The sequence below is a fragment of the Bradyrhizobium sp. S69 genome (genome assembly GCF_009766005.1).
Taxonomy (GTDB): Bacteria; Pseudomonadota; Alphaproteobacteria; order Rhizobiales; family Xanthobacteraceae; genus Bradyrhizobium.
In genome coordinates, this window is sequence record NZ_LMUK01000043.1 from 253,122 (window position 1) to 276,748 (window position 23,627).

Annotated in this window: 18 protein-coding genes and 1 pseudogene; 8 read left to right on the forward strand and 11 right to left on the reverse strand. The window is 62.3% G+C overall.

What is annotated here, in order from left to right; all coding sequences use genetic code 11:
* Together GSQ88_RS23595 and GSQ88_RS23600 are read left to right on the forward strand one after the other, a co-directional pair.
* A partial coding sequence (locus GSQ88_RS23595) for an OmpA family protein (protein WP_159010157.1) occupies window positions 1-1,065 on the forward strand: 1,065 nt, incomplete at its 5' end.
* A 144-nt stretch (window positions 1,066-1,209) separates the two neighbouring features.
* A complete protein-coding gene (locus tag GSQ88_RS23600; RefSeq protein WP_159010158.1) occupies window positions 1,210-2,643 on the forward strand; it encodes an adenylate/guanylate cyclase domain-containing protein in 1,434 nt (477 codons plus the stop codon).
* A gap of 218 nt (window positions 2,644-2,861) precedes the next feature.
* Here the strand turns inward: GSQ88_RS23600 and GSQ88_RS23605 are convergent, their stop codons facing one another.
* Together GSQ88_RS23605 and GSQ88_RS23610 are read right to left on the reverse strand one after the other, a co-directional pair.
* Window positions 2,862-5,117, reverse strand: coding sequence for an SUMF1/EgtB/PvdO family nonheme iron enzyme (locus tag GSQ88_RS23605; protein ID WP_159010159.1), 2,256 nt, complete (start codon window positions 5,115-5,117; stop codon window positions 2,862-2,864).
* A 131-nt stretch (window positions 5,118-5,248) separates the two neighbouring features.
* A complete protein-coding gene (locus GSQ88_RS23610; protein ID WP_159010160.1) occupies window positions 5,249-6,127 on the reverse strand; it encodes an MBL fold metallo-hydrolase in 879 nt (292 codons plus the stop codon).
* A 247-nt stretch (window positions 6,128-6,374) separates the two neighbouring features.
* Between GSQ88_RS23610 and GSQ88_RS23615 the strand changes: the two genes are divergently transcribed.
* On the forward strand, window positions 6,375-7,622 hold the full coding sequence (locus GSQ88_RS23615) for an efflux RND transporter periplasmic adaptor subunit (RefSeq protein WP_159010161.1): 1,248 nt from the start codon (window positions 6,375-6,377) through the stop codon (window positions 7,620-7,622).
* Complete coding sequence (locus GSQ88_RS23620) at window positions 7,619-10,777, forward strand: efflux RND transporter permease subunit (RefSeq protein WP_159010162.1); 3,159 nt, start codon at window positions 7,619-7,621, stop codon at window positions 10,775-10,777. The genes GSQ88_RS23615 and GSQ88_RS23620 overlap by 4 nt, the downstream gene beginning before the upstream one ends.
* 10 nt (window positions 10,778-10,787) lie before the next feature.
* Here the strand turns inward: GSQ88_RS23620 and GSQ88_RS23625 are convergent, their stop codons facing one another.
* Genes GSQ88_RS23625 through GSQ88_RS23645 form a run of 5 tightly spaced genes read right to left on the reverse strand, consistent with a single transcriptional unit; the run spans window position 10,788 to window position 15,532 of the window.
* Window positions 10,788-11,780 (reverse strand): Bug family tripartite tricarboxylate transporter substrate binding protein, encoded by a 993-nt coding sequence (locus tag GSQ88_RS23625; protein ID WP_159010163.1) that lies wholly within the window; start codon window positions 11,778-11,780, stop codon window positions 10,788-10,790.
* 20 nt (window positions 11,781-11,800) lie between these two features.
* The gene (locus GSQ88_RS23630; RefSeq protein WP_159010164.1) at window positions 11,801-12,826 is read right to left on the reverse strand and encodes a 2Fe-2S iron-sulfur cluster-binding protein; all 1,026 of its coding nucleotides are present in this window, start codon (window positions 12,824-12,826) and stop codon (window positions 11,801-11,803) included.
* Complete coding sequence (locus GSQ88_RS23635) at window positions 12,823-13,818, reverse strand: PdxA family dehydrogenase (RefSeq protein WP_159010165.1); 996 nt, start codon at window positions 13,816-13,818, stop codon at window positions 12,823-12,825. Before GSQ88_RS23635 ends, GSQ88_RS23630 begins: the two co-directional genes overlap by 4 nt.
* Window positions 13,815-14,285: an aromatic-ring-hydroxylating dioxygenase subunit beta gene (locus GSQ88_RS23640; RefSeq protein ID WP_159010166.1), complete on the reverse strand. Its 471-nt coding sequence runs from the start codon at window positions 14,283-14,285 to the stop codon at window positions 13,815-13,817. Before GSQ88_RS23640 ends, GSQ88_RS23635 begins: the two co-directional genes overlap by 4 nt.
* Before the next feature lie 8 nt (window positions 14,286-14,293).
* Window positions 14,294-15,532, reverse strand: a complete 1,239-nt coding sequence (locus tag GSQ88_RS23645; RefSeq protein ID WP_159010167.1) for an aromatic ring-hydroxylating dioxygenase subunit alpha — start codon at window positions 15,530-15,532, stop codon at window positions 14,294-14,296.
* A 159-nt stretch (window positions 15,533-15,691) separates the two neighbouring features.
* Here GSQ88_RS23645 and GSQ88_RS23650 point away from each other — a divergent pair, with 159 nt between their 5' ends.
* Window positions 15,692-16,477 carry an IclR family transcriptional regulator domain-containing protein gene (locus GSQ88_RS23650; RefSeq protein WP_210253873.1) on the forward strand — a complete coding sequence of 262 codons (786 nt, stop codon included), beginning with the start codon at window positions 15,692-15,694 and terminating at the stop codon, window positions 16,475-16,477.
* Window positions 16,478-16,540: 63 nt separating this feature from the next.
* Here the strand turns inward: GSQ88_RS23650 and GSQ88_RS23655 are convergent, their stop codons facing one another.
* Window positions 16,541-17,296 (reverse strand): outer membrane protein, encoded by a 756-nt coding sequence (locus GSQ88_RS23655; protein WP_159010169.1) that lies wholly within the window; start codon window positions 17,294-17,296, stop codon window positions 16,541-16,543.
* A gap of 627 nt (window positions 17,297-17,923) precedes the next feature.
* Between GSQ88_RS23655 and GSQ88_RS23660 the strand changes: the two genes are divergently transcribed.
* Window positions 17,924-18,307 carry a hypothetical protein gene (locus tag GSQ88_RS23660; protein ID WP_246784955.1) on the forward strand — a complete coding sequence of 128 codons (384 nt, stop codon included), beginning with the start codon at window positions 17,924-17,926 and terminating at the stop codon, window positions 18,305-18,307.
* An 89-nt stretch (window positions 18,308-18,396) separates the two neighbouring features.
* Here GSQ88_RS23660 and GSQ88_RS23665 read toward each other — a convergent pair whose 3' ends face one another.
* The 3 genes from GSQ88_RS23665 to GSQ88_RS23675 form a co-directional block, all read right to left on the reverse strand.
* On the reverse strand, window positions 18,397-19,590 hold the full coding sequence (locus GSQ88_RS23665) for a CaiB/BaiF CoA transferase family protein (protein ID WP_159010170.1): 1,194 nt from the start codon (window positions 19,588-19,590) through the stop codon (window positions 18,397-18,399).
* A gap of 67 nt (window positions 19,591-19,657) precedes the next feature.
* On the reverse strand, window positions 19,658-20,587 hold the full coding sequence (locus GSQ88_RS23670; RefSeq protein ID WP_159010171.1) for a glycine reductase: 930 nt from the start codon (window positions 20,585-20,587) through the stop codon (window positions 19,658-19,660).
* A 102-nt stretch (window positions 20,588-20,689) separates the two neighbouring features.
* Window positions 20,690-21,598 (reverse strand): LysR family transcriptional regulator, encoded by a 909-nt coding sequence (locus tag GSQ88_RS23675; RefSeq protein WP_159010172.1) that lies wholly within the window; start codon window positions 21,596-21,598, stop codon window positions 20,690-20,692.
* A gap of 197 nt (window positions 21,599-21,795) precedes the next feature.
* Between GSQ88_RS23675 and GSQ88_RS35785 the strand changes: the two are divergent.
* Together GSQ88_RS35785 and GSQ88_RS23680 are read left to right on the forward strand one after the other, a co-directional pair.
* Window positions 21,796-22,317, forward strand: a pseudogene (locus GSQ88_RS35785) (tetratricopeptide repeat protein); the annotation flags it as partial.
* 48 nt (window positions 22,318-22,365) lie between these two features.
* A complete protein-coding gene (locus tag GSQ88_RS23680) occupies window positions 22,366-23,622 on the forward strand; it encodes a tetratricopeptide repeat-containing glycosyltransferase family protein (RefSeq protein ID WP_246784991.1) in 1,257 nt (418 codons plus the stop codon).
* The last annotated feature ends 5 nt before the right edge of the window (window positions 23,623-23,627 follow it).

A 23,627-nucleotide genomic window follows, 5' to 3' on the forward strand; every position in this document is an offset into this window, starting at 1 on the left:
GCGGCGAACGACCTTCTTTCGAAAGCCAAGCTGGACGCCTCTCCGGACAAGGTCACCCTGGTGATCGATCCCTTGATCGACGGCGTCACCGGTTCGCAATCGGTGGCGACGCACCTTGAAGAGAAGCGCGTCATTGAATTGGTCAAGAGCAGCTATCCGCGCTTCCAGGTGGCGCGCTTTTCCGCCGAGTCGGTGGCAAAATCGCCGATCGTGCTGATCGGCACGTTTACGGCGATCAACAACGCCGGCGCGGCCACCGGACCACGCGACGCCTACCGCATCTGCCTCGCGCTCGCCGATCTCAAGACCAGGACCATCATCTCGAAGGGCGTGGCGCGCGCGTTGCCGGATGGTATCGATCCGACGCCGGTTGCCTTTTTCGCGGAGAGCCCGGTGTTCGCGAAAGACGCCTCCACTGACGCCTACATCAAGAGCTGCCAGGGCACCAAGGTCGGCGACACCATCGATCAAGCTTATGCCGACCGCATCGTGGTGGCTTCCCTGATCAATGACGGGATCGAGGCGTACGATGCCGGACACTACCGCGATGCCCTCGATGTCTATCAAGCCGCGCTGAAGACGCCGGGCGGCGAGCAATTGCGTGTGCTCAACGGCATCTATCTCGCCAATTACAAGCTTCACCATACCAAGGCGGCGATGGACGCCTTCGGCAAGGTGATCGACTACGGACTGAAGAGCGACAAGCTTGCGGTCAAGTTCCTTTTCAAGCCCGGCTCTACCCAGTTCTCGACCGATCGCAGCGTCAGGGCGCCGTATGATGCCTGGCTCGAAAAGATCTCGGAGCGCACCGCCGCGAAACAGGGATGCCTCGAGATCGTCGGCAATACCAGTGCGACGGGCTTGCCGGCCATCAACGATCGGCTTTCCGGCCTGCGTGCCGATTACGTCAAGGATCGGCTAGAAGACAACGAGCATTCGCTGCGCGGACGGCTGATCGCGACCGGCAAGGGGTCGCGCGAGATGATCGTGGGCACCGGCAAAGACGACGCCAGCGACGCGCTCGATCGTCGCGTCGAGTTCAAGACCGCGAAGTGCGCGATCTGATCAGGGCGCGGACAAACCGTCGCCTTCAGCCGCAAGGTTGTAGCCCAGCGGAAATACCGCCCCGCTGGGCTCGCCCTCAGCCCATGAATTGTGTATTCAGGTTTGGGGAACGCCGAGGATCGAGATTTTGTCGCGGTGTAATGGATGATCGACGAGAAGAAGCTCGAAGAGCGCTTGATCGCGCTCGAAGCCGCCAAATCCTGGAGTCCGCGCGTCGTCTCGCGGCTGGAGATGCTGCTGCGCTCGGGCACGGACGAGGCCCTCTACCGCATCAATCCGGTCCAGTTCGCCACAGAGAAATCGATTGCCGAAGCCGAAGGGATCGATCTTTTCCTCCATGCCTGCGTGGCCGGGCTATTCGACATGGACTGGATACTGGTTTGTCCGATGTGCTCCGACGTAGTCGCGAGCTTCCGAAGTCTGCGCAAACTGCACACCCATTTCCACTGCCACCTCTGTCAAAGCGATTACGACGCCGCGCTCGACGACTACATCACGGTGACGTTTACGGTTTCGCCCGCCGTGCGCGGCATCCGCTTTCATCAACCGGATGCACTGTCGGCCTCGGATTACCTCTTCCATCATCTACTGATGCCGGGCGGCATAATGCCCGACGGTGTGCCATGGAGCGAGGCTGCCAAAGGGCTGGTGAGGGCGCTCACCCGCATAGAGCCGGGTTCCACAGCCAATCTTGAGGTTGATGCGGCCGAAGGCGGGCTGATGGGTCAGGATTTCGAAACCGACGCCCAGTTTTTTTTCCCGGTCGTAAGCGGGACGGGTATTACGCCACCCCTTGTGCCGGTCACACTCGACCACGACAAATGCGTGCCCACCACAGCAAACATCGCACCCGGCAAGGTCGTGTTCGAAGTTCGCAACGCTGGCAAGCTGCCGGCGGTATTCGGCATCCTGCAGCTTCCGATGGCGACGTTTCAGCGCCCGACGCTTCGCTTCGCGCCATCCTTGTCCGGCAAGCGACTGTTGATGACACAAACCTTTCGCGACTTCTTCCGCTCCGAGGTGATCGGCGCGACGGAGGGCATCGCGGTTCACGACGTTACCCTGGTATTTACTGACCTCAAGGGCTCGACGGCGCTCTATGAGCGGATCGGCGACCTCAACGCCTACATTCAGGTGCAGCGGCACTTCCAGCATCTGCTCGACGCCACTGTTCGGCACAATGGCGCCGTCACCAAGACGATCGGTGACGCGGTGATGGCGGCGTTTTCGACGTCGGCCGATGCGGTGCAGGCCGCACTTGAGATGCGCGAGGCCGTGGATCAGCTAAATCGGGACCGCCCGCAGCGTGATTTCATCCTGAAAATCGGCGTGCATCGGGGAGCCGCCATCGCGGTTACGCTCAACGAGCGGCTCGATTATTTTGGCCAGACGGTGAACATCGCAGCGCGGGTGCAAAACCTTGCCGAGGGTGACGAGATCTGTATCACCGAAGAAGTTTACGGCGCGCCCGCTGTGGCGGAAATTATTGCGCCATACCCGGTGTCCAAGAGCGAAGCGGAACTCAAGGGCGTCAGCAAGGCCATGTCGGTTTATCGTCTCGCCCGAACGGCATCGTAGCGCATGATGATTATTGATTGAATCGGCCGCAATTTCCCTTCACCTCTCCCGTTGGGAGAGGTCGGCGCGTAGCGCCGGGTGAGGGGTTAGCGCCCCTCGTTTGGCAAAAGGACCCTCACCCGATTTGCTTCGCAAATCGACCTCTCCCCGACGGGGAGAGGTGAAGGAAACGCGCGGATAGCCCTGGCTCAATCGGCGCACGGCATCTCGCAGCCAACTCACGGCGCTAGCGTCCTGACCACCCGGAAGCCGATGTCGTCGTTATGCGCATCGGGGTCGGCCTTGGCGCGAACCGCCGGACGCAATGACTGCTCGGTCGAGAACCAATCACCGCCGCGTAATGTTCGGCTGCCGCAGACCTCCGTCGAGCGGCTTGCGCTCTCCAGCTTCGCCGTGGCGTAGTCGCCGTAGAAGCAATCTTCGGTCCACTCCCAGACATTACCGATCAGATCATAAAGACCAAAGGCGTTGGCCGCGAACGAACCGACCGGCGCCGTAAACGGATATCCGTCCTTGCAGTTCATGTAGGGCGCATTGGCCGGCAGGCCCGCCGCTTTTGCCGATTGATCGGCGCCATTGGCGAATTTGCATAACTCGCCGGGATCGTTGCCAACGCCATAGCGCGAACTGCCGCCCGCGCGCGCGGCATATTCGAATTCAGCCTCGGACAACAGCCGGTAGGATTTTCCCGTGGCGCGTGACAGCCAGTCGACATAGGCCTTTGCGTCCACCCAGCTCACGCATACGGCGGGATGGTTTCCGTCCTGCGCATAGCCGGGATTGAGGAAGGAGCGATCGGCGCGTTGCTCCGGCTTGTTGTTTTCGAAGGTGACGCAATGGTCACCGGCCTTGTAGCCGGAACTGGTCACAAACGCCGCGTATTGATCCCGGGTCACTTCAAAACGGCCGACGGCAATCGGTTGTCGGATGACGGCCTTGTGCTGCGGACCCTCGTTGGCTGCCGCGATGCCGCCGTCGATATCGTCGCGATCCGACCCCATCAGCACCTCGCCGGCGGGAACCATCACCATCTCGGGGCAATTTTCGCACTCCCTGAAGACATCCCTGGGCTTGAGCGCGCATTCCTCGGATGCCGACAAGGGTTGCATGGTCCGCGGCGTCAGCATTGCGGTGCGCGTCGACATGCCCGCACAGCCCGGGGACGCCGGCGCTTGCTCGCTCTTGGTGGCGTTGCCAACCTTGGCGGGCTCAACTTTGGCGGTCTCGACCTTGGCGGATTCGGGCGCCACCGCGGCCACACGAATCTCCTTGTCGTGCGCGGCCTGCGCCGCGGCTTTTGCGCGCGCGGCTTCCTCGGCTTCGGCGGCCTCAAGCGCCTTCTGCTTCTCGAATGCTTCGCGTTCCCGGGCCGCTCTCGCGTCCTGGGCGGCCTTGGCCTGGTCGGCGGCGATCCGCGCCTCCTGCGCGGCCTTTGCTTGCGCCGCGACCCGCGCCTGCTCGGCTGCCGCGGCCTTGGCTTCTTCCATCGATTTTTTCGCAGCCGTCAGCCGCGCCTCTTCGACGGCGGCGGCCTGGGCCGCGCGGAGCTTGTTGCGTTGCGCGGTCGCCAGATCGCTATAGAAGCCCGAGGGGTATTTGCCGATGAAGGCATCCCACGCCGACACCACATTGATCTGCAAGGCGAGTTCGTAATCTTGCCGCGCGGCCGCGGTGGGATTGACCGGCGGCGATATCTGGGGCGGCGCTGCTGCCGGCACCAGCGCAACATCGTCGCCGCCAAGCGAACCATAGACAAAAGGTTCTTGCCGGTTGTGCGTGACTTTCAGTACATCGTCGCGGACAAAACCGAATGCCTTGCGCAGATCGAGCCCCGGCCGCGGCAGAAATTTCACCAGCGCGGCAGTAAACGGGCTGTTCTTTTCATCGCCATCGGCCGCGGTAGAGCCCGCCTTGGCGGCATAGGCGATCAGGGTATTTGGACTGGACGGCTCGATCTTGGACAGTCCTCGCGCGACCAAGCGCTGCGCCATGGTGTGCTTCATCGACTTGAACGGATTATCGCGGCACGCATCGAGGATGATCAGACGCAGCTTCTTTGCCGGCTCGACCACCGTCAGGATACGATCGAGCGGGATCGCTTCGTCATAGGCGTCGATATCGCGTTCCAGCACGGCATCGACCGGAATGAGATAGTTGATGCCGTCGATCTCGACGCCGTGACCGGCATAATAAACGATCGCCACATCGGCATCCCGGACCTCATCGGAGAAATCGCGAAGCGCGCGGCGCATCTCATTGGCTTTGAGATCGCGCTTGAGTGTGACGACATCGAACCCCGCGCCCTTGAGCATTGTAGCCATCGCGCCGGCGTCGTTGGCCGGATTGGCCAGCAACGCAACGTTCTGATAGGCCGAATTGCCGAACACCAGCGCGACCCGCTTCTCGGCGAAGGCCGGCTGGCTCAAAAGCCACATCGAGCAAATCGCCACGACAAAGGCTGAAGCGACGCGCATCTGATAGGTCCAACCAGAACGGGACTGGAACGTGAAAACCCTATCATACATGCACCGAAATCAACACAAGGTGTGTGATCCCGCTCACTGTTGCAGATGCCGAGTTACGCGAGGTTTGCAGGGTTGGAGTTCTACCCGTCGCGCTTGAACCGGTAGTCAAAACCGTTGCCGTCGGCGGTGATCAGGCCGACCGTGGGCGTCGGAAAATGGATCGGCAGGATCAGCGTATCGGTGCCGGCGACGGAGGCGAAAAACTTCCGCCGCGACAGCGCCGACTGCTTCATGTCCCAATCGGGTTTCGACGACCATTCCGGTTCGCGGCACTGGATCGCATGGTGCATCAGATCGCCGGCGACCACCGCGCGCTGCCCCTTCGAGAAGATGTTGACGCAGCAATGACAGGGCGAATGCCCCGGCGTCGGCGTCAGCGTGACGGTATCGTCCAGCGCATAGTCGTCGTCGACCAATAACGCCTGGCCGGCTTCGACGATCGGCAGGCAGTTGTCGCGGAATACCGTGCCCGGCGGATTGGCGCCTTTCGCATTCTCCTGCTCCCAGACCGCGTATTCGCGTTTGTGGAAAACGTATTTCGCATTCGGGAATGTCGGCACCCAGCGGCCGTCGCGCAATGTCGTGTTCCAGCCGGTATGATCGATGTGAAGATGGGTGCAGAACACATAATCGACCATCTCGTAACTGATGCCGAGCGCGAACAGCTCGTTGCGCCAGCGTTCCTTGCCGGGAAAATCGAACGGCGGCGGATGGCCCTTGTCCTCACCGGTACAGGTGTCGACCAGGATCGTGTAGCGCGGCGTCCGGACCACGAAGGTCTGATAGGTTATGACGATCATCCCCAGCGCCGCGTCAAACACCTCCGGTTCCATCCGGGGCAGATGATGCTTGAAGACCGCTTCGTCATAGGCCGGAAAGAAGTCCTGCGGCCGCCGCCATGGCCCTTCCCGCTCGATCACGGCATCGATGGTGATGTCGCCTATCCTGATCTGCTTCATTTTTGTTTCCTTTTTTTGTTTTCTTGTTTTGTTTCTTGCGAACGGCCGGAACAGCGTAACGGGCCTAGTCCGGCCGATCAAGCCGGAGCCGGCAACGGAAAATCAAAAACCGTCGCAACGCTCGCGCCTGCTCTCATGATGTCCTGCGAGGCAAGCGAAATACGCAAGGAAAACTGTAAAATTTACGGTTTCGCAGCCCGGCTCGAAGTGTGTTAGCCTTTGTTCGAGTGGCACCAAAGGCGGGACAATGCACGTTGCAAAAACAACCATCGGCCTCACCGCGGCAGCGCTCTCGTTCGGGGCTTTTGCATTTGGAGCGACAGCCGAAGCCCAGCCTGCCCCGGCGGCGCCTCCAGCCGTTGGCGTGTTCGAGGCGGTCAAGCGACCGGTGACTGAATCCAGCGAGTTTCTCGGACGGATCGAGGCTCCCAACCGCGTCAGCGTGGTTGCGCGCGTCACCGCGTTCCTGGAAAAGCGCTCCTTCGTCGAGGGCGCGGAGGTCAAGACCGGCGCTCTCTTGTATCAGCTCGAGCGCGGCCCGTTCGAGGCTGATCTGGAATCCAAAAAGGCACAGGTCGCGCAATTGCAGGCGACGCTGGTCAACGCCAAGCTGACGACCGACCGGGCTAAAACCCTGCTCGGCGGCCCGGCCGGGCAGCAATCCACCTACGATGCCGCGATCGCCAACCAGCAGAGCCTTGAGGCGCAGATCCAGGCCGCGCAGGCACAGGTGGACCTTTCCCAGATCAATCTCGACTATACCGAGATTCACTCGCCGATCGACGGCAAGATCGGCCGCACCGCGGTCACCGAGGGCAACGTCGTGACGCCAAGCTCGGGCGTGCTGACCACCATCGTGAGCCAGGACCCGATGTATGTCACCTTCCCGGTTTCGGTCCGAGAATCTCTGACGCTGCGCGAACGCTACGCGACGCGGGGCGGCTTCAAGGCGGTCATCATCAAGGTGCGGCTGCCCGATGGCCGCGTGTATGACCAGACCGGACAGTTGAACTTCGTCAACAATACGATCGCGCAAAATACCGACACCATCACGTTGCGCGGCACGATCCCGAATCCCGCGCTGCATGATCCCGCGACAACCGACGGATCGATACGTGAACTCACCGACAACGAGTTCGTCACCGTCAGTCTGGAGGGCGTGCAGCCGGTCGAGGTGCTGGCGATCCCGCGCTCGGCGATACTGTCGGATCAGCAGGGCGAATATGTCTATGTCGTTGGCGCCGACAACAAGGCCGAGCAGCGCCGCGTCAAGCTTGGGCAATCGACCTCCACCATCGCCGCGATCACAAGCGGCATCGCGCTGGGCGACAAGGTGATCGTCGAAGGCCTGCAGAAGGTGCGTCCCAACCAGCCGGTCGCGCCCGGGCCCGCCAGTGCGCTGATCCAGGCCAGCATGAAGCCGACGGCGGAAGACGCTCGCACGCAAAAGGACGGCGACGCCACCGGGACCAAGCCCGCGGGCACCACCCCATGATTTCCTCCGTCTTCGTCGACCGTCCCCGGCTTGCGATCGTCATCGCGTTCGTCATCACGATCGCGGGCGCGCTGGCGCTGTTGCAGATCCCGGTGGCGCAGTTTCCCGACATCGTGCCGCCGCAGGTCACGGTCAGCGCCGTGTTTCCCGGCGCCTCCGCCGAAGTGGTCGAGTCCAGCGTCGCCCAGCCGCTCGAGGCGCAGGTGGTCGGCGTCGACAAGATGCTCTACATGAAATCAACCAGCGGCAATGACGGCAGCTACACGCTGACGGTTTCATTTGCCCTTGGCAGCAATCCCGACATCAACACCGTCAACGTCAATAACCGCGTCCAGACGGCGCTGGCGCAATTGCCGACCGAAGTGCAGGCCCAGGGCCTGACGGTACAGAAGAAATCCTCGGCGGTGCTGCAGTTCATCGTGCTCTACAGCAAGAACGGCGAACAGGATCCGCTGTTCATCACCAATTACGCCATCATCAACGTGCTTGACGCGATTTCGCGCACGCCGGGGGTCGGCCAGGCCAGCCTGTTCGCGAAACTGAACTATTCGATGCGGATCTGGTTCGATACGCAGCGGCTGACCAGCCTCAATCTGGCGCCCTCCGACGTGATCGCCGCGATCCGCGCCCAAAGCGTGCAGGCGCCGGTCGGCCGCATCGGCGCCCGCCCGATCAGCGATGAACAGCAGTTCCAGTTCAACGTGCAGACCCAGGGCCGCCTGACCACGTCGGCCCAGTTCGGCGAAATCGTGCTGCGGGCCAATTCGGACGGTTCGGTGCTGCGTGTCAGGGACGTCGCGCGCGTCGAGATCGGCGCGCAAAACATGGACAGCGAGTCCCGGATCGACGGTCAAGCCGGCGTTCCGATGGGCATCTACCTCGCTCCCGGGGCCAATGCGGTGACCACGGCGAAGGCAGTTCAGGCCACGCTGGCAAAACTGTCGGAGCGATTTCCGCCCGGCCTGACCTATCTGGTGCAATACGATTCCACCACCTTCGTCAGCGACACCATCACCGAAGTGCTGAAGACGCTCGGCGAAGCCTTTGTGCTGGTCGTGATCGTGGTGTTCCTGTTCCTCGGCAATATGCGCGCCACGATCATCCCGGCGATCGCGGTCCCGGTCAGCCTGATCGGCACGTTCGCGGTGCTGCTGGTGCTCGGCTATTCCGCCAATACGGTGTCGCTGCTGGCGCTGGTGCTCGCCATCGGTATCGTGGTCGACGACGCCATCGTGGTGGTCGAGAATGTCGAACGCGTCATGGAGGAGGAACCGGACGCGACGCCCGCCGAGGCCACCAAGAAGGCGATGACGCAGATCACCGCGCCGATCATCGCGATTTCGCTGGTGTTGCTGTCAGTGTTCGTGCCGATCATGTTCATTCCGGGAATCTCCGGAACATTGTTCCGCCAATTCGCGGTGACGATCAGCGCCGCGATGGTGATCTCGGCGCTGAACGCGCTGACCCTGTCGCCGGCGCTGTGCGCGGTGTTCCTGCGTCACACCGGTCCGCGGCACGGCATCATGGGGCGCGTGCTCGGCAGCATCGACTGGGTTCGCGACCGCTATGCCAGCGGCGTACGCCGGCTGCTCCGAATGGCGGCGCTGTCGCTGGTGCTGGTGCTGGTGTTTGCCGGCGGCATCTTCGGCGTCTCGCTGATAACGCCGACCGGATTCCTGCCCGAGGAAGACCAGGGCGCGTTCTTCATCGCGGTGCAGTTGCCGGACGGTGCATCGGTGGCGCGCACCAGCGAGGTGACCAAGCAGGTCGAAGCGATATTGAAGAAAATGCCCGCTGTCGATCACGTGCTCTCGATCATCGGCTTTTCGCTGCTCGACGGCGGCAGCGAGCCCAACTCCTCCTTTATGGTCGCGCGCATGAAGCCGTTCGCGGACCGCAAGGCGACGGCGGATTCGGTGCAAGCGACCATCCGGCGCACCTTCGGTGAAGGGTCTCAGGTCCGGCAAGCCAGTATCCTGCCGTTCAACCTGCCGCCGATCATTGGGCTGTCGACCTCTGGTGGCTTTGAGTATCAGCTCGATGCGCTGGAGGGACAGGATCCGGCGGCGCTCGGCAGCGTGATGGGCGGCCTGATCGGCGCGGCCAATCGCGATCCCCGGCTGACGCGCGTGTTCTCGACCTTTACCGCGACCAATCCGTCGCTCTATCTCGACATCGACCGCGCCAAGGCGCAGGCGCTCGGTCTCAACATGTCCGATGTGTTCACCGCCCTGCAGGCCACGCTGGGCGGCGTCTATGTCAACAACTTCAACCTGTTTGGCCGCACCTGGCAGGTCAACGTCGAGGGCGAGGCCGCCGATCGTGGCGACATTCCCGACATCTGGCAGATTTATGTACGCAACAGTTCAGGCAGCATGGTGCCGATCCGCTCCATCGCTTCCTTGAGGATCGTGACGGGGCCTCAGGTCATCACCCGCTACAACAATTATCGCTCGGTCACCGTGAACGGCGGCCCCGCGGTCGGTGTCTCGTCGGGGACCGCGATCGCGGCGATGGCGGAATTGTCCAAGTCGACGCTGCCCGCCGGCTACTCCTACGAATGGACCGGCACGGCCTATCAGGAACAGGCGGCCGCCGGCCAGACCGGCATCATTCTCGCGCTGGCCATTCTGTTCGCCTATCTGTTCCTGGTGGCCTTGTATGAGAGCTGGACCATCCCGATCCCGGTGTTGCTGTCGGTCACGGTCGGCGTGCTCGGCTCCTATAGCGCGATCAAACTCGCCGGGCTCAACCTCGATCTCTACGGCCAGATCGGCCTCGTGGTGCTGATCGCGCTGGCCGCCAAGAACGGCATCCTGATCGTCGAATTTGCCAAGGAACAGCGTGAAGCGGGTCTATCGATCGTCGACGCCGCGGCGCTGGGATCGCAGATGCGATTCCGCGCCGTGATGATGACCTCGATCGCCTTCATTCTCGGCCTGCTGCCGCTAGTGGTCGCGACCGGAGCCGCGGAGATCAGCCGCAGGGCGGTCGGCACCGCGGTGTTCGGCGGCATGCTGGCGGCAAGCTCGATCGGCATTTTCATGGTGCCGATGCTCTATGTGACCTTCCAGGGAATGCGCGAGCGTGTGAAGAAACGCTTCGGCGGAGCCGACGAGAAGCCGCACGCCGCAAAACCGCCGGCGGCGAGCTGAAGTAGCTGGATTATTCCACCGAGATCTTGGCGCTGGTGATGACGTCGCGCCATTTGTCGTGCTCGTCGGCGAAGAATTTCGTCGTCTCGGCGATACTGCCGCCAACCGGCTCGACGGCGATCTTTGCGAATTGCTCCTTCACCTCCGGCAATGCCAGTACCTCGGTGATGTCCTTGTTGAGCGTTTGTACGATCGCAGGTGGCGTTCCCGGCGGCGCCACCACCGCAAACCAGGTCGAGGACTCAAAGGACGCGACCCCGGCCTCCCGGAGGGTCGGGACATCCGGCAACAACGGATCGCGCTTGTTGCCACCGGTGGCCAGGATTCGGAGCTTGTCGCCCTGCAACGCCAGCGACGAACCGAGATTGTCGAAGAACAGGTCGACCTGGCTTGCCATGATATCCTGCAATGCCGGCGTCGTTCCCCGGTAGGGAATATGCACCATCTGCGTGCCGGTCAGCTTCTGGAACAGGATGCCGGTCAAATGCGAGGTCGATCCGTTGCCTTGCGAGGCAAAGCTGACCTTGCCCGGATTGGCCTTCGCATAGGCGATCAGCTCCTGCGCGGTTTTGGCGGGAAAACCGGGCCTGACATCGAGCACGTTCGGCACCGTGCCGAGAACGGTGATCGGCATCAGGTCGGCCGGCTTGAAGCCGAGCGATTCAGGCTTGTAGAGCGAGTCGTTGATGGCCAACGGTCCCGGCGGACTCGCCAGCAGCGTATATCCATCCGGCGCGGACGTTGCGACATAGGCCGCGCCGATGTTGCCGCCGGCGCCGGTCTTGTTTTCGACCACCACCGGCTGATTCCAGCGCTTGCCGAGATACTGCGCGACGATCCGCGGCAACACGTCGGCGGTTCCTCCGGCCGGGAACGGCACAATGATACGAACCGTGTGAGTGGGATAATCGGATGCTGCGTCGGCGGCATTAGCGCGATCCATCGCGGTGTGAGCAAGCACGGCGCCGAGCCCGGCAATGACCAGCCTGCGAGAGTGCCTCATCGAATTTCCCGCTTTGTATTTCATTTTGAACTTGTTGCGTTTGCCGCAGCTTGCGGATTTCCCGACGGCACGAACGGGTCGGCGAAGAACTGCCCGTCGGGCAAACCGCCGAGAGCCTGAAAATCCCGCTCGGCGTTGCGGATCATCGCCGGATTGCCGCAGGCGTAAACCTGCCAGCCTGACAAGTCCGGAATGTCGCGCAGCACCGCTTGATGAACCAGCCCGGCGGCGCCGTTCCAATCGGCATCGAGCTCCGACAATACGGGCCTGAAGGTAAGCCAGGGCACACGGGCCGCCCATTTATCCGTCAAGTCGAGCAGATAGAGGTCCTGCCGGCGGCGGCCGCCCCAATACAGCCGCACGCGGCGGGTGTTTCCGCGCGCGATCAGATCCTCAATGATGGATTTGATCGGCGCAAAGCCGGTGCCGGTCGCCAGACAGACGATCGGTTTGTCGGAGCCGGTGCGCAGATAAAATTCGCCATAGGGAATTTCGATCCGAAGCTTGTCGCCCTTGGTGAGCCGGGCCAGCACGCCCTCCGAAAACTGCCCACCTGGAATGCGCCGGATGTGCAGATGAACCCCATCGCTTTCCCTCGGCGCATTGGCCATCGAGAAATTGCGGGTATCGCCGTCCGGCATCGACACGCGCAAATATTGCCCGGCCTTGAAGCGGGCGCGAATGCCGGCGGGGAAGCGCAGCATCAGCGTGAAAACGTCTTCCGCCGGCCTCGTGACGCGGTAAACGCTCGCGGTGATCCGCTTGCGCGCGGTCGGGTCGTGACGATCGATGCGTTTTGGACGAATAACGATATCGGTCTGCGGTCTGGCCTGGCACAACAAGACGCCGTTCGTCGGGGCCGCCATCTGCTGGGCGCCCACGGCGACCTGGCCGTGGCGCAGCCCCGCTTCGCAGGTCGAGCAGATGCCCTTGCGGCAGGAATAGGGCAATGAATAGCCGGCACGCTCCGCCGCATCGAGCACGGTCTCGCCGGCCTCGCAACCGAACGCGATCACGCTGTCGTCGATGGCGACTTGAAAAATCACGCGACCGCTTGATCCGCAAGATCGGTCGCGCCGGATAGCAATTTCAGCGACCGCAACACCGCATCGGGTTCGGCGACACCCTTGCCCGCGATATCGAAGGCGCTGCCGTGACCGACGCTGGCGAACAACACGCCGGCGCCGATCGACATCGCGGCCGAGTTGCGGCCCGCGAGCAGTTTGACCGGGATATGCCCCTGGTCATGATACATCGCAACGAAAACGTCGAAGTCGCGCCGGCCCAGCATCAGATCCGCACCGACCGGACCTTCGACTTGAAGGCCGGCCGCCCGCAGGCTTTTCGCGGCTGGGACGGTGATCCTGTCGTCGTCGTCCCCGAACAGGCCATTCTCGCCGGCATGCGGGTTTATTCCGAACAGGCCGATGCGCGGTTGCTCGATCTGGAGCTGGCGCAGCGCGGCATCGGCCGTCCGCGCCGCCCGCTCCACCAGTTCCGGCGTGATGCGCGCGAGCGCGGTATGAATCCGTTCGTGCAGCGTGACGTGAACGATGCGCAGGCCGCCACCGACCAGCATCAGGAAGACGTGGTCTTCCGGCCTGTTTGTCAAACGCGCGAGCAAGCCCGGATAGCCGGAAAACGGAATACCGGCGGCGTTGACGTTGGTTTCCGAATGCGGGCACGCCACGATCGCGGATGCGTGGCCATCATTGACCAGCCGGATCGCCGCGGCCAAATAGTCGACGGTCGCGCGACCGCCTTCGGCGACCGGCGTGCCCGGGTTGAAGGCCGCGCGTGGCAGGGAATCGACGCCTTTGACATAGAGCACGCCAGCGCGCGGCGCTGAGCCGTCGAATGAATGAACCACGAAATCACCGGCATAACGCTCGGCGCAGGCGCGCACGACATATTGATCGCCGACCAGAATGATCGAAGGCCCGCCGGCGCGGGCCGTCTGCACCGCCGCCTTGACCGCGATTTCGGGGCCGATGCCATTGGGATCGCCAATGGTGAGTGCGATGGTGGAGACGCTCATAACGGCAACGCCATCAGCGTATCGATGCGCGAGCTGTCGCAAACCACGATCCGCTCGTTCAGCCGCACCTTGCCTTCTTCGATCTTGTAGAGGTCGAGGTAGCGTCCGGTCGCGAAGATATCGGTGTCGCCGTCCTGAACGATCCGCGCCACCAGGAACGAGGTTTCGCTGCGCACCTCGCTACCACTTTCGTGCAGGATCGAGGGCTGGCCGAGGATGTGGCGATAGGACTGGCGCTCGTAGATATTGGCGTCGCGCAGCGCCGAGACCCGGTCGCGCAGCATGCCTTTCGAGTTCGCGAAGATGATTGCGCCTTCCAGCCCCTCGCGATGGTTGGCCGCGGTGGTGATTTTATAGATGCACGATCCATGAAAATGATCGGGCCAATCTTCCAGCCGGTCGTCGTCGATGCACCGGGCATATTCGGCCTGGGCGCGGGCGATCATCTGATACACGCTATCGGTCATGTCTGGCCTCACATGCCCATCTGGCTGCGGTAGGCTTTCCAGAAGCCGCGAACGGAGGCCTCGGTGACGCGGCTTTCGCTACTCTGGGCTCCGCTGCCGCCCATCTCCAGGATCGCCTCTTGCTCGGAAGCACCGGCGATGCCGCGCTGGACGAAACCGCCGACGCAGCCGTCTTCCATCGAGATATAGCCGGCGGGTCCCACCAGATTATTCTGCTTGAGCCGGGTCAGCCGCTGCTCCGGCGTGTCGTCGGCAAAGCCGAGATAGGTCCAGTTGAGATCGGTCTTGTCGATCGCGCGCGGCACGATCTGGCGTACTGCGATGGCATTCTGGATCTGCTGCAGCACGAAGGTCGGGAACACCGACAAGATCTGCAAGGTCACGCCGTCATGATATTCGTCAAAGCCCTGCAGCAACGACGGGTCCGCCAATTTGTACTGGCTTTCCGAACGAAGCTGCTGCTTGGCGTATTCGGCGTCTTTCTCTGCGGCCGTATCGATCGCCGAATAGCTGACGTGATGGCCGCCGCTCTCGTCGACGATGATCGCGCCTTTTTGCGACAGCCTGTTGAGCTCGAAGGTGGTGAAAAACAGATGCAGGATACTGGCGTGATAGGAGTCCTTGACGTTCTCCATGTAGAGTTTCCAGTTATTCGGCAGCACCTGCGTGACGCGTCCGAGCACGACCGGCTTGCGGCCGCCGAGCACACGCTCGATCCGCGATGAAATCTCGTCACCGAGATATTCCTCGATCGGTGGCACCTCTTCGGAAAACGATCCGAAGATGAGGCCGTGCAGGATCGCGATCCGCAGCTTGCGAGGCCCGTGGTCCTCCATGCGAAAACTCTCGGGCATGCCGCCCTTGCCCTTGACGCCATCCTTGAACGCGATGCCCTTGAGATTACCCTGCCGGTCGTAGGTCCAGGCGTGGTAGACACAGCTAAAGTCCTTTTTGCCCTTGCCGTGACTGTCGAGGCAGATCAGCGCGCCACGATGCGCGCAGCGATTCTCGAAGGCATAGATCTCGCCATCATTGTCGCGGGTGACCACAACAGGCGTGTCGCCGATTCTGGTGGTGCGGAAGTCGCCGGCTTCGGGCAGTTCCACGTCGAGCGCCAGGTAGTGCCACGACGGCCCCTGAAAGATGCGCTCCTGCTCCTGGCGGTAGGTCTCCGCGGTCTGGAACACCCAATACGGCACCCGGGTCAGGGTTTCCGCAGGCCGCAATTCGTGCGTTTCGTGCAACATCTCTGAGGGTCCTGGTCTGATTGTCCTGTTAGGCATCGGCTGATGCCCCATTTTTGTTTGTTTTTATTTGACAGGCCCAATGACAAATGTTCGGATATCGAACATTGTCTCTATACCGAACAAATTGGACGTCCTCTAAATCACTGTCAAGGCCGCTCTATGCCTGCAAGGGTTGCATCCAGCGAACGATCGAACGAAGGCATGGGTGGGCTTGCCAAGGGCCTCGCCATCATCGAGGCGCTGGCCGCCCATGGCGTGCTGAGCGTCTCCGACGCCGCACGAACCACCGACATCAGCCGCGCCGCGGCCCGGCGTTGCCTGATCACGCTGACCGAACTCGGCTATGTCGAGCAGGCGGGACGCGAGTTCCGCCCACTGCCGCGGCTGCGGCGGTTGGGCGGTGCCACGACGAAACGTGACCAGATGGCCCGGCTAGCCGATCCGCTATTGAAACACGCGCGCGACCAACTGGCCGAATCGGTTTCGCTGGCTGTGCTCGACGACGACAAATCGTTGTTCATCGCGCGCGCGGAAGCCCAGCATATCCTGTCGACCGGCGTTCGCGTCGGCGCCACCCTGCCGGTGTATTGTTCGGCGACCGGACGGGTCCTGCTCAGTCAATTCCCCGACACCGAGATCGGCCAACGCATCGGCCGCAAGCCGCTGCCGGCGCGGACGCCGCACACCATCACCAAGCTGGCGGCGCTACTGGCTGAGATCCAGGCGGTGCGCAAGCGCGGCTACGCGATCAGCGACGAAGAACTGGAATTGGGCATGCGCGCGCTTGCGGTGCCCGTGTTCGGCGACGGCAGCCAAATCGTCGCCGCGATCAGCGTCAGCGCCGCCTCCGCCCGCGTCCGTGCCGCCGATCTGCGCAACCAGTTTCTGCCCGTGCTTCAGGCCTGCGCCCGGGCGCTGAGCGAGGCGGTCAGTAACATCAGGTAACGGATCGGACGAAAAAAGCCCCGGCAATGCCGGGGCTTGAAGTTCGCTGGAGAGAATTTTCAATCAGTACCGTGCGACCGCCGGACCGCCGAAGTGATAGTTCAGGCGCGCGGTGACGAGGTCGACGTCCTGGTGGATGCTATCGACGCGCGTGAGCGCACCTCCTGCAACCGCAGTAAAGGGGTTATCGCTTTCGAACATGAAGAAGTGGTCGTACTCGACCGCGAGCGACCAGTTCGGCGTGAAGCCATATTCGAGACCTACCCCGGCCGAATAGCCAACACGGGTTTCGCTGGCCGTATCGAGCGCGATCCCCGTGGCCGGGATTATTCCCTGATACTTGTCGCTGGTGACTGCGAGGCCACTCTTCACGTAGAGCAAGGTATTATTCCACGCATAGCCGAACTGACCCGTGAACAGACTGAACGCGTCGATCTTCGATTGGTTGGTGACGGCAGAGCCAAGTGCGGAGCTTAAACTGGATCCACGCAGATTTGCCCAGTTGCCCTGCCCTTCGAGGCCGGCCACCAAGGCGCCGGTCTGCCAGCGATAGCCAATCTGGCCGCCGGCCACGCCTCCGGTGGCGTCATGACAACCCTCGGGGACAATACCCCCGATCGGCACACCTCCAATATTATCCAAATTCCAGCAGTCGCTGGACGAACCATAACCACCATTGGCGCCGACGTAAAAGCCGGACCAGTCGTAAGCGGCCATCATCGGCGGCGCCTTGGTGTAGGTACGCGCCGGAAGATCGGCAGCAAAGGCACTGACAGCGCTAATGCTGACAACACCGAATGCAAGAGCAAGCCTTTTCATAGAAATTCCTCGATGGCGTAATTGCTGCAGCACGATATCGAGATTCCGCAACAGCGGCTGTGTTCGGACGACAACACCAATGCTTGTTCGAACAAAAATCTTAGTTTGGAGAAAGAAACTATTTTTTCGCTATTAAATCTTCGAGCGATACGAATACGTTTCCTATGTAGCAATCTAAGTTCACCAACGCCGCGACAATACGGTCGGTCGTTGCACGCAGGCTTACGCTAAAGCGAATCGCGCACTCTCAGCAAAGCTGACTACGCACGCCATCGAGCCGACCGAAGCATCGTCGCTGACGACCCGGATCGAACGCCAACAGGCGTCGCCAAAAATGTAATCAGATGGACACTTTTTTATTAGACGGCAGGCGACAAAATTCGCCAGATTGCGGATTGTTCGGTCGCTGTCCGATCAACCGTTTTGTTTTATAATTTGCCGCGCTTGATGAGCGTCGAGCGTGTTTTACTCCAAATGCTCTGCCCCCGTCCGTTAGTCCCCTTTCGGACGGGGTTTTTTATCCTGCAACCGCGATCTACCGGCCGCGCCGCTTCAAGCCACCTTGGCTGTCCGAGCACGCCCAGCCAAGTCCGCCTGGTCCAAGTCCGCCGACGCGAGACTTCTTCGTTGGTTTCGCGGTTTTTTGATAGACGTATCAGACCCGACGCGGTGCGGCGTTCAGCTTCTGTTTACCAGCTTGGCTCAGATTCAGGAGTGGATGACACCCACGGTCGAGCCATGTTCAAAGAGAGCCTTCCGATCGCCTATGACGCGCCGGCCGATTTGAAAAAATGGCCATCGCTGAATAACCAGCGCCTGAACGGCAGGCCGCCTTATCTGGTGTATAACGGCACGCTTGCCGACTGTATCAAGCTGTTGCTGGCGAAGCCGATCAAGCAGATTTCGCTGTACGATATCGTCACCGAGCCGCAACCGATCTTCGAGCGGCCGGTGCTGTCTCCCGCCGACGCCGCTGAAATCGCGATGCGCAAGGATTTTCCGAAAGGCTAGAGTCTTTTGTTTTAACGCGTTTTCTTCACGCGAACCGGTACCCACTTCGCTCGAAAACGCTCTGGAAAGCGCGTCGGCTTCCACCGAGCTCAGATGATCTCGCGCGCGCGCAGATCCGCTATCTCGGCGGAGGCGTAGCCGAGCGAGCCCAGCACCTCATCGGTGTGGGCGCTGAGCGCCGGCGCCATCGAATCGAGCCTGCCGCCACCATGGGCAAGCCGGAAGCCACTGCCGGCAAACCGCAAGCGGCCGTAGGGCGTATCGACCTCCTGAAGCGCCGCGCGCGCCTCAATCTGCGGATGGTCGATCACCTCCTCGACCTTCCAGATGCTGGCGCAGGGCGCGCCGGCGGCGTCGAGGATCTTTTCCCATTCGCGCGGATCTTTCTTCGCGAGCGCTTGCTCGATGATCTCGCGCAGCGCCGGCTCGTTTTCCTGCCGGGCGAACCAGTCGACGAAGCGCGGGTCTTGCAGCGCATCGGCACGACCGATCGCGGTCATCAGCGACTGGTACTGCTTCTCGCTGTTCACCGCGAGCAGCAGATAGCCCTCGCCCGCCCTAAACAGATTGGCGGTCGGCCTGCGGCTGACGGCCTGATTGCCGGACTGTTGCTGGCGATGGCCGGCGACGGTGTAATCCGCCACCTGCCCCGACAAAAACGCCAGCGTCGCCTCCAGCATCGAGACGTCGACCAGTTGCCCCTTGCCGGTATGGGTGCGCTGGAACAGGGCGCTCGACACGCCGAACGCCGCGGTCGCGCCGGACAGCACGTCGCAGATCGCAAAGCCGGCACGGGTCGGGCCTGTCGCTTGATGGCCGGTGATCGCCATGATGCCGGACAGCGCCTGGATCTTGCCGTCATACCCGGCGCCAAGACGTTCCGGGCCGGTCTGCCCAAAACCCGAGATCGCGCAATAGATCAGTTTTGGATTGATCGCGGACAAACCCGCATAGCCGATGCCGAGCCTGTCCATCACGCCGGGGCGAAAGTTCTCCATCACGACATCGACCTCGGCGGCGAGCCGCTTGACGATCGCGATCGCCTCCGGCTTCTGCAGATCGAGCGTCAGGCTGCGCTTGTTGCCGTTAATCGCCTGCCACCCCGGGGCAAGGCCACGCTCCGCCCATTCGCGGCTCAGCGGCGTGCGCCGCATATCCTCGCCTTCGCGCCGTTCCACCTTGATGACGTCGGCGCCAAGCAGCGCGAGCTGGTAGCTCGCGTAAGGGCCAGCCAGCACCTGCGTAAAGTCGAGAATCTTCACGCCTTCGAACGGTCGGGTCAACGGGACGTCCTCCTGAAACTATTCTTTGTTGTTGTTGTCGTCTTCGCCTTGATCGGCGCGGCCGGCCTCACGCCGCCCGGTTGCCGCGCGCGATCTCCTTTTGCTTGTCGAATTCGGCGCGGCGCCGCGCCAGCTCTTCCGGACTCATCTGCGCGATGTTGTTGTAGTCGAGCTTCCAGAACGCATCCGCGCTCCAGCGCAGCGGCGACTGCATCGTGGTACGCGCGCCGCTGGCGGATTCCAATAGGCCGAGCGCCAGTTCGAGCGTCTGCGCCTGCGAGGCGATGTCGTGCGGCTTGCCGGCTGAATTGCCGAGCGGGAAGTCGGAGAACAAAAAGCGCGGCACCGCGGCATGCTCGATGATGTCCTTGGCACAGCCGATCACCACGGTCGCAATGCCGTTGGCTTCGAGGTGACGGGCCACCAACGCCGAGGTCTGGTGGCAGACCGGGCAGTTCGGCACGATCACGGCGACATCGACCTTGTCGGCGAGGCAGTTCGCCAGAATCTCCGGCGCATCGGTATCGATGGTGACGCGATGGCTGCGATTGGTCGGCGCGCCGAAGAAGCGCGGGGCGACCTCGCCGATCCGCCCCGTGGCCTTAGCCTTCAGGAGCTGCGGCAGCGGAAACCAGGTACCGCTGTCGGTCGCGGTGGTGTGCTTGCGGTCGTAGCCGATATGCGAGATCCGCAGATCATGCGACTTCGAGGTGTCGCCATCATAGACCTTGTAGAACTTGGCGCCGCCGTTATACGCCGCGCCCGGGCCCTGGTCGCCCTTGGCCGGATCGTAGGGGGCCGCGGTGGTGACGATCGTCACGCGCGATTGCGCCAGCGGCTTTTTCAGCTTCTGGAACGGCGCTTCGACATAATGCGCCCAGCGGTAGGCCGTGGTGTAGCCGATCGCGGTGTAATAATCGCGGGTCCGCTGCATATAGGGGACCGGGGAATCGTAGTCCGGCGCAAAGCCGAGTTGTTCGTCGATCGGGCCGGTCATGGTCGTCTCCCCTGGTACTTTTCGCTTGTCTGGACCGCAAGATAGGCCGCGAAATCGGGCTCGGGAAGCCTTCGCGGGGGCATAGCGGCCAGCTTTTCTTGCCTAAACCGAAGCAGGCCCCATCCAGTTGGTGCGCGACCGGATCACGGCGGTGAATGCATCCAGCAAGGGCGTCGGGCGGCCATAGGCGATCGCGAGTTCGTATTCGACCGGGGTGCCCAGTCCGGTGAGATCGCGAAACACCACGCCGGGCCGGTTGGCGGTGGCAATACTGCGGGTCACGAGCCCGACCCCCATGCCGCCGGCCACGAGGCTGGCGATGGTGTCCATCTGCAAGGCTTCCTGGCCGACCCGCGGCACGAAGCCGGCCTGGGCACAGGCGCTGAGCACCCGCTCGTGCAAGCCCGGTCCCTGCCGTGCGGGGAAAATGATCCAGGGTTCGAAGGCGAGATCGGCCAGCGCGACCGAGGGACGCTGCGCCAACGGATGGCTTTCCGGAATGGCCGCGACCATCTGGTTTTTTGCGACCACATCGACGCTGAGCCCGTCGGCATCGCGCAGCGGCGGAATCACGAAGCCGACATCGGCCTCATCGGCCTGGATCCTGGCGATTTGTTGCGCCGTCATCGCCTCGGTCAGCGTCAGCTCGACGTCGGGATATTGCTCGCGAAACGCGCGCAGGATGGCCGGCAGGATTTCACGCGCGGCACTCGCCACGAAGGTCACCCGCAGCGCACCGGATAGCCCCGCGCCGGCGCGCCGCGCCGCTGCAATGGCGCGCTCCGCCTGTATCACCGTACGCCGGCATTCTTCGAGAAACACCAGGCCCGCGGGCGTCAAGCGCTCGATCCGGTTGGTGCGCTCGATCAACAGCGTTCCCACCTCTTCCTCGATCTGCTTGATCGTCACCGTGAGCGGCGGCTGCGCCATGTGCAGGCGATCGGCGGCGCGGCGAAAACTGAGTTCTTCGGCAACGGCGATGAACTGTCGCAACTGACGCAGCTCGATCATGTGCTGTTCCGGCGTCCCTCATTATCGTTGAGCGCAGGCTAGCGGATCGAGCCCGGAAACACGACCAAATTCAAGGGCACGCGCCAAGACGGCCATGTGGCTTCGGCGAAGAAAAACTGATGCCCTACCGCGGCTGCGTTCCCGGTCACGGCAGAATCATCTAGAGGTTGGGGATCAAATCATCGTGGAATGCGCGGATGAATCGCCAAGAGCGCCGGGCCGCCGGCCGAAAATCCCAGGCCAGCGAGCCTGGCAGCCCTGCCGCGCTTTACGAAGCCGGCCTGCGCCATCTGCGAACCGGGCAATACCTCGATGCGCAGATCTGCTGCCAGCAAGCTTTGGCCACGGATTCAAATCACGCCGACAGCCTGAATCTGATGGGCATGCTGTCGCTCCACGCCAAGCAATACGATCACGCCGTTGAGTGGGTCGCGCGCGCCTTGCGGCAAGCGCCCAAGTCGGAATATCTCGTCACCCTCGGCACCGCCCTGCAAAGCCAGGGGCGGCTCGAGGAGGCGCTCAAGGCCTTCGACAAGGCGGTGCAGCTCAAGCCGGATGTCGCCGAATTGTGGAAGAACCTCGGCAACGTTTTGCTGGCGTTGGAGCGTCCCGCGGATGCGCTGTTGAGCTTTCAGCACATCCTGACGCTCAATCCAAGTCATTGGGAAGCGGCTTATCAAAGCGCGGTCCTGTTCCATCAGTTGGGGCGGCTCGCGGAGGCAGTCGAACACTTCGATCTGTGCAATCGGCTAAAGCCGGACCATGCCTTGACGCTGCGCGCGCGCTCCCGCTCGCTTCGCGATATGAATCGGCTCGAGGAGGCGTTGCAGGACAGCCAGCAGGCCTGCACACTCGATCCCCGCGATACCGGAGCGTGCAATGGCGTGGGCGATATCCTGGCGCGATTGCCCGACCGGCAGGAAGAGGCTCTGCAATGGTTCGACCGGGCCCTGGAACTTGAGCCGGACTTCATTCAAGCGCTGACCAACAAGGCCCTCGTGCTTGGTCAACTTCATCGCTCCGAAGAAGCCATTGCTAGTTATGATCGCCTGAGGAGTCTCGACCCTGGTAGCGCCGAGGTGGACATCAGCCTGGGACAGCTGCATTTGCTGCTGGGGAATTTCGAATCTGGTTGGGCCGGGCATGAAGCACGGCGCAAGATTCCATCGTTTTCGGCGCCTTATCCAAAATTCTCCCAGCCGATATGGCTCGGCAAGGAAGCCATCGACGGCAAGACGATCCTCGTCCATGTCGACGAAGGTTTTGGAGACACCATTCAGTTCGCACGCTACGTGCCGATGCTTGCGGCGCGCGGCGCACGCGTGATTCTGGTCGTTGATGGCCCGGCCTATCCGTTGCTGTCGAACCTCGCCGGCGTCTCCCAATGTTTTCCATTCCCGGCCCATACGTTGCCGCCGTTCGACTTCCATTGTCCGATGTCCAGCCTGCCGCTGGCCTTTGCAACCCGCCTCGATACGATTCCTTCGGGAATCTCGTATTTGCCTGCCCTCGCGGCAAGCCGCGTGCAGGCCTGGGAAAGTCGCCTTGGTCCACATCACAGGCTGCGGGTGGGCCTGGTCTGGTCCGGCAATCCAAACCACAGGAACGACCGAAATCGATCGATCCCGCTGCGCACGCTTTCCCGCATCCTCGACGCCGACGCGGCTTTCATAAGCCTGCAGAAAGACCCAAGGCCCGACGACAAGCAGCTCCTGCTTGAATTCACCGGCATCCTAGATCTGACAGCCGATCTCACCGATTTCGTCGAGACCGCTGCATTGCTGCGTTGCCTTGATCTGGTCATCACGGTGGACACCAGCGTCGCCCATCTCGCCGGCGCCCTCGGGTGCCCGACCTGGATATTGCTGCCGTATAATCCGGATTGGCGCTGGCTGCTCGGCCGCGATGACAGTCCCTGGTACCCGACGATACGCCTGTTCCGGCAACCAAAGCCGCGCGACTACGACAGCGTCATGGATCGCGTGAGAGCGGAGCTCACAGCGATGATTTCCAAACGCGTATGAGCCGG

What these genes read in the sequence shown, in the direction of transcription:
- GSQ88_RS23600 (WP_159010158.1), top strand. Translation starts at nt 1,210, where the DNA reads ATGATCGACGAGAAGAAGCTCGAAGAGCGCTTGATCGCGCTCGAAGCC.
- GSQ88_RS23605 (WP_159010159.1), bottom strand. Translation starts at nt 5,117, where the DNA reads ATGCGCGTCGCTTCAGCCTTTGTCGTGGCGATTTGCTCGATGTGGCTT.
- GSQ88_RS23610 (WP_159010160.1), bottom strand. Translation starts at nt 6,127, where the DNA reads ATGAAGCAGATCAGGATAGGCGACATCACCATCGATGCCGTGATCGAG.
- GSQ88_RS23615 (WP_159010161.1), top strand. Translation starts at nt 6,375, where the DNA reads ATGCACGTTGCAAAAACAACCATCGGCCTCACCGCGGCAGCGCTCTCG.
- GSQ88_RS23620 (WP_159010162.1), top strand. Translation starts at nt 7,619, where the DNA reads ATGATTTCCTCCGTCTTCGTCGACCGTCCCCGGCTTGCGATCGTCATC.
- GSQ88_RS23625 (WP_159010163.1), bottom strand. Translation starts at nt 11,780, where the DNA reads ATGAGGCACTCTCGCAGGCTGGTCATTGCCGGGCTCGGCGCCGTGCTT.
- GSQ88_RS23635 (WP_159010165.1), bottom strand. Translation starts at nt 13,818, where the DNA reads ATGAGCGTCTCCACCATCGCACTCACCATTGGCGATCCCAATGGCATC.
- GSQ88_RS23640 (WP_159010166.1), bottom strand. Translation starts at nt 14,285, where the DNA reads ATGACCGATAGCGTGTATCAGATGATCGCCCGCGCCCAGGCCGAATAT.
- GSQ88_RS23645 (WP_159010167.1), bottom strand. Translation starts at nt 15,532, where the DNA reads ATGTTGCACGAAACGCACGAATTGCGGCCTGCGGAAACCCTGACCCGG.
- GSQ88_RS23650 (WP_210253873.1), top strand. Translation starts at nt 15,692, where the DNA reads ATGCCTGCAAGGGTTGCATCCAGCGAACGATCGAACGAAGGCATGGGT.
- GSQ88_RS23655 (WP_159010169.1), bottom strand. Translation starts at nt 17,296, where the DNA reads ATGAAAAGGCTTGCTCTTGCATTCGGTGTTGTCAGCATTAGCGCTGTC.
- GSQ88_RS23670 (WP_159010171.1), bottom strand. Translation starts at nt 20,587, where the DNA reads ATGACCGGCCCGATCGACGAACAACTCGGCTTTGCGCCGGACTACGAT.
- GSQ88_RS23675 (WP_159010172.1), bottom strand. Translation starts at nt 21,598, where the DNA reads ATGATCGAGCTGCGTCAGTTGCGACAGTTCATCGCCGTTGCCGAAGAA.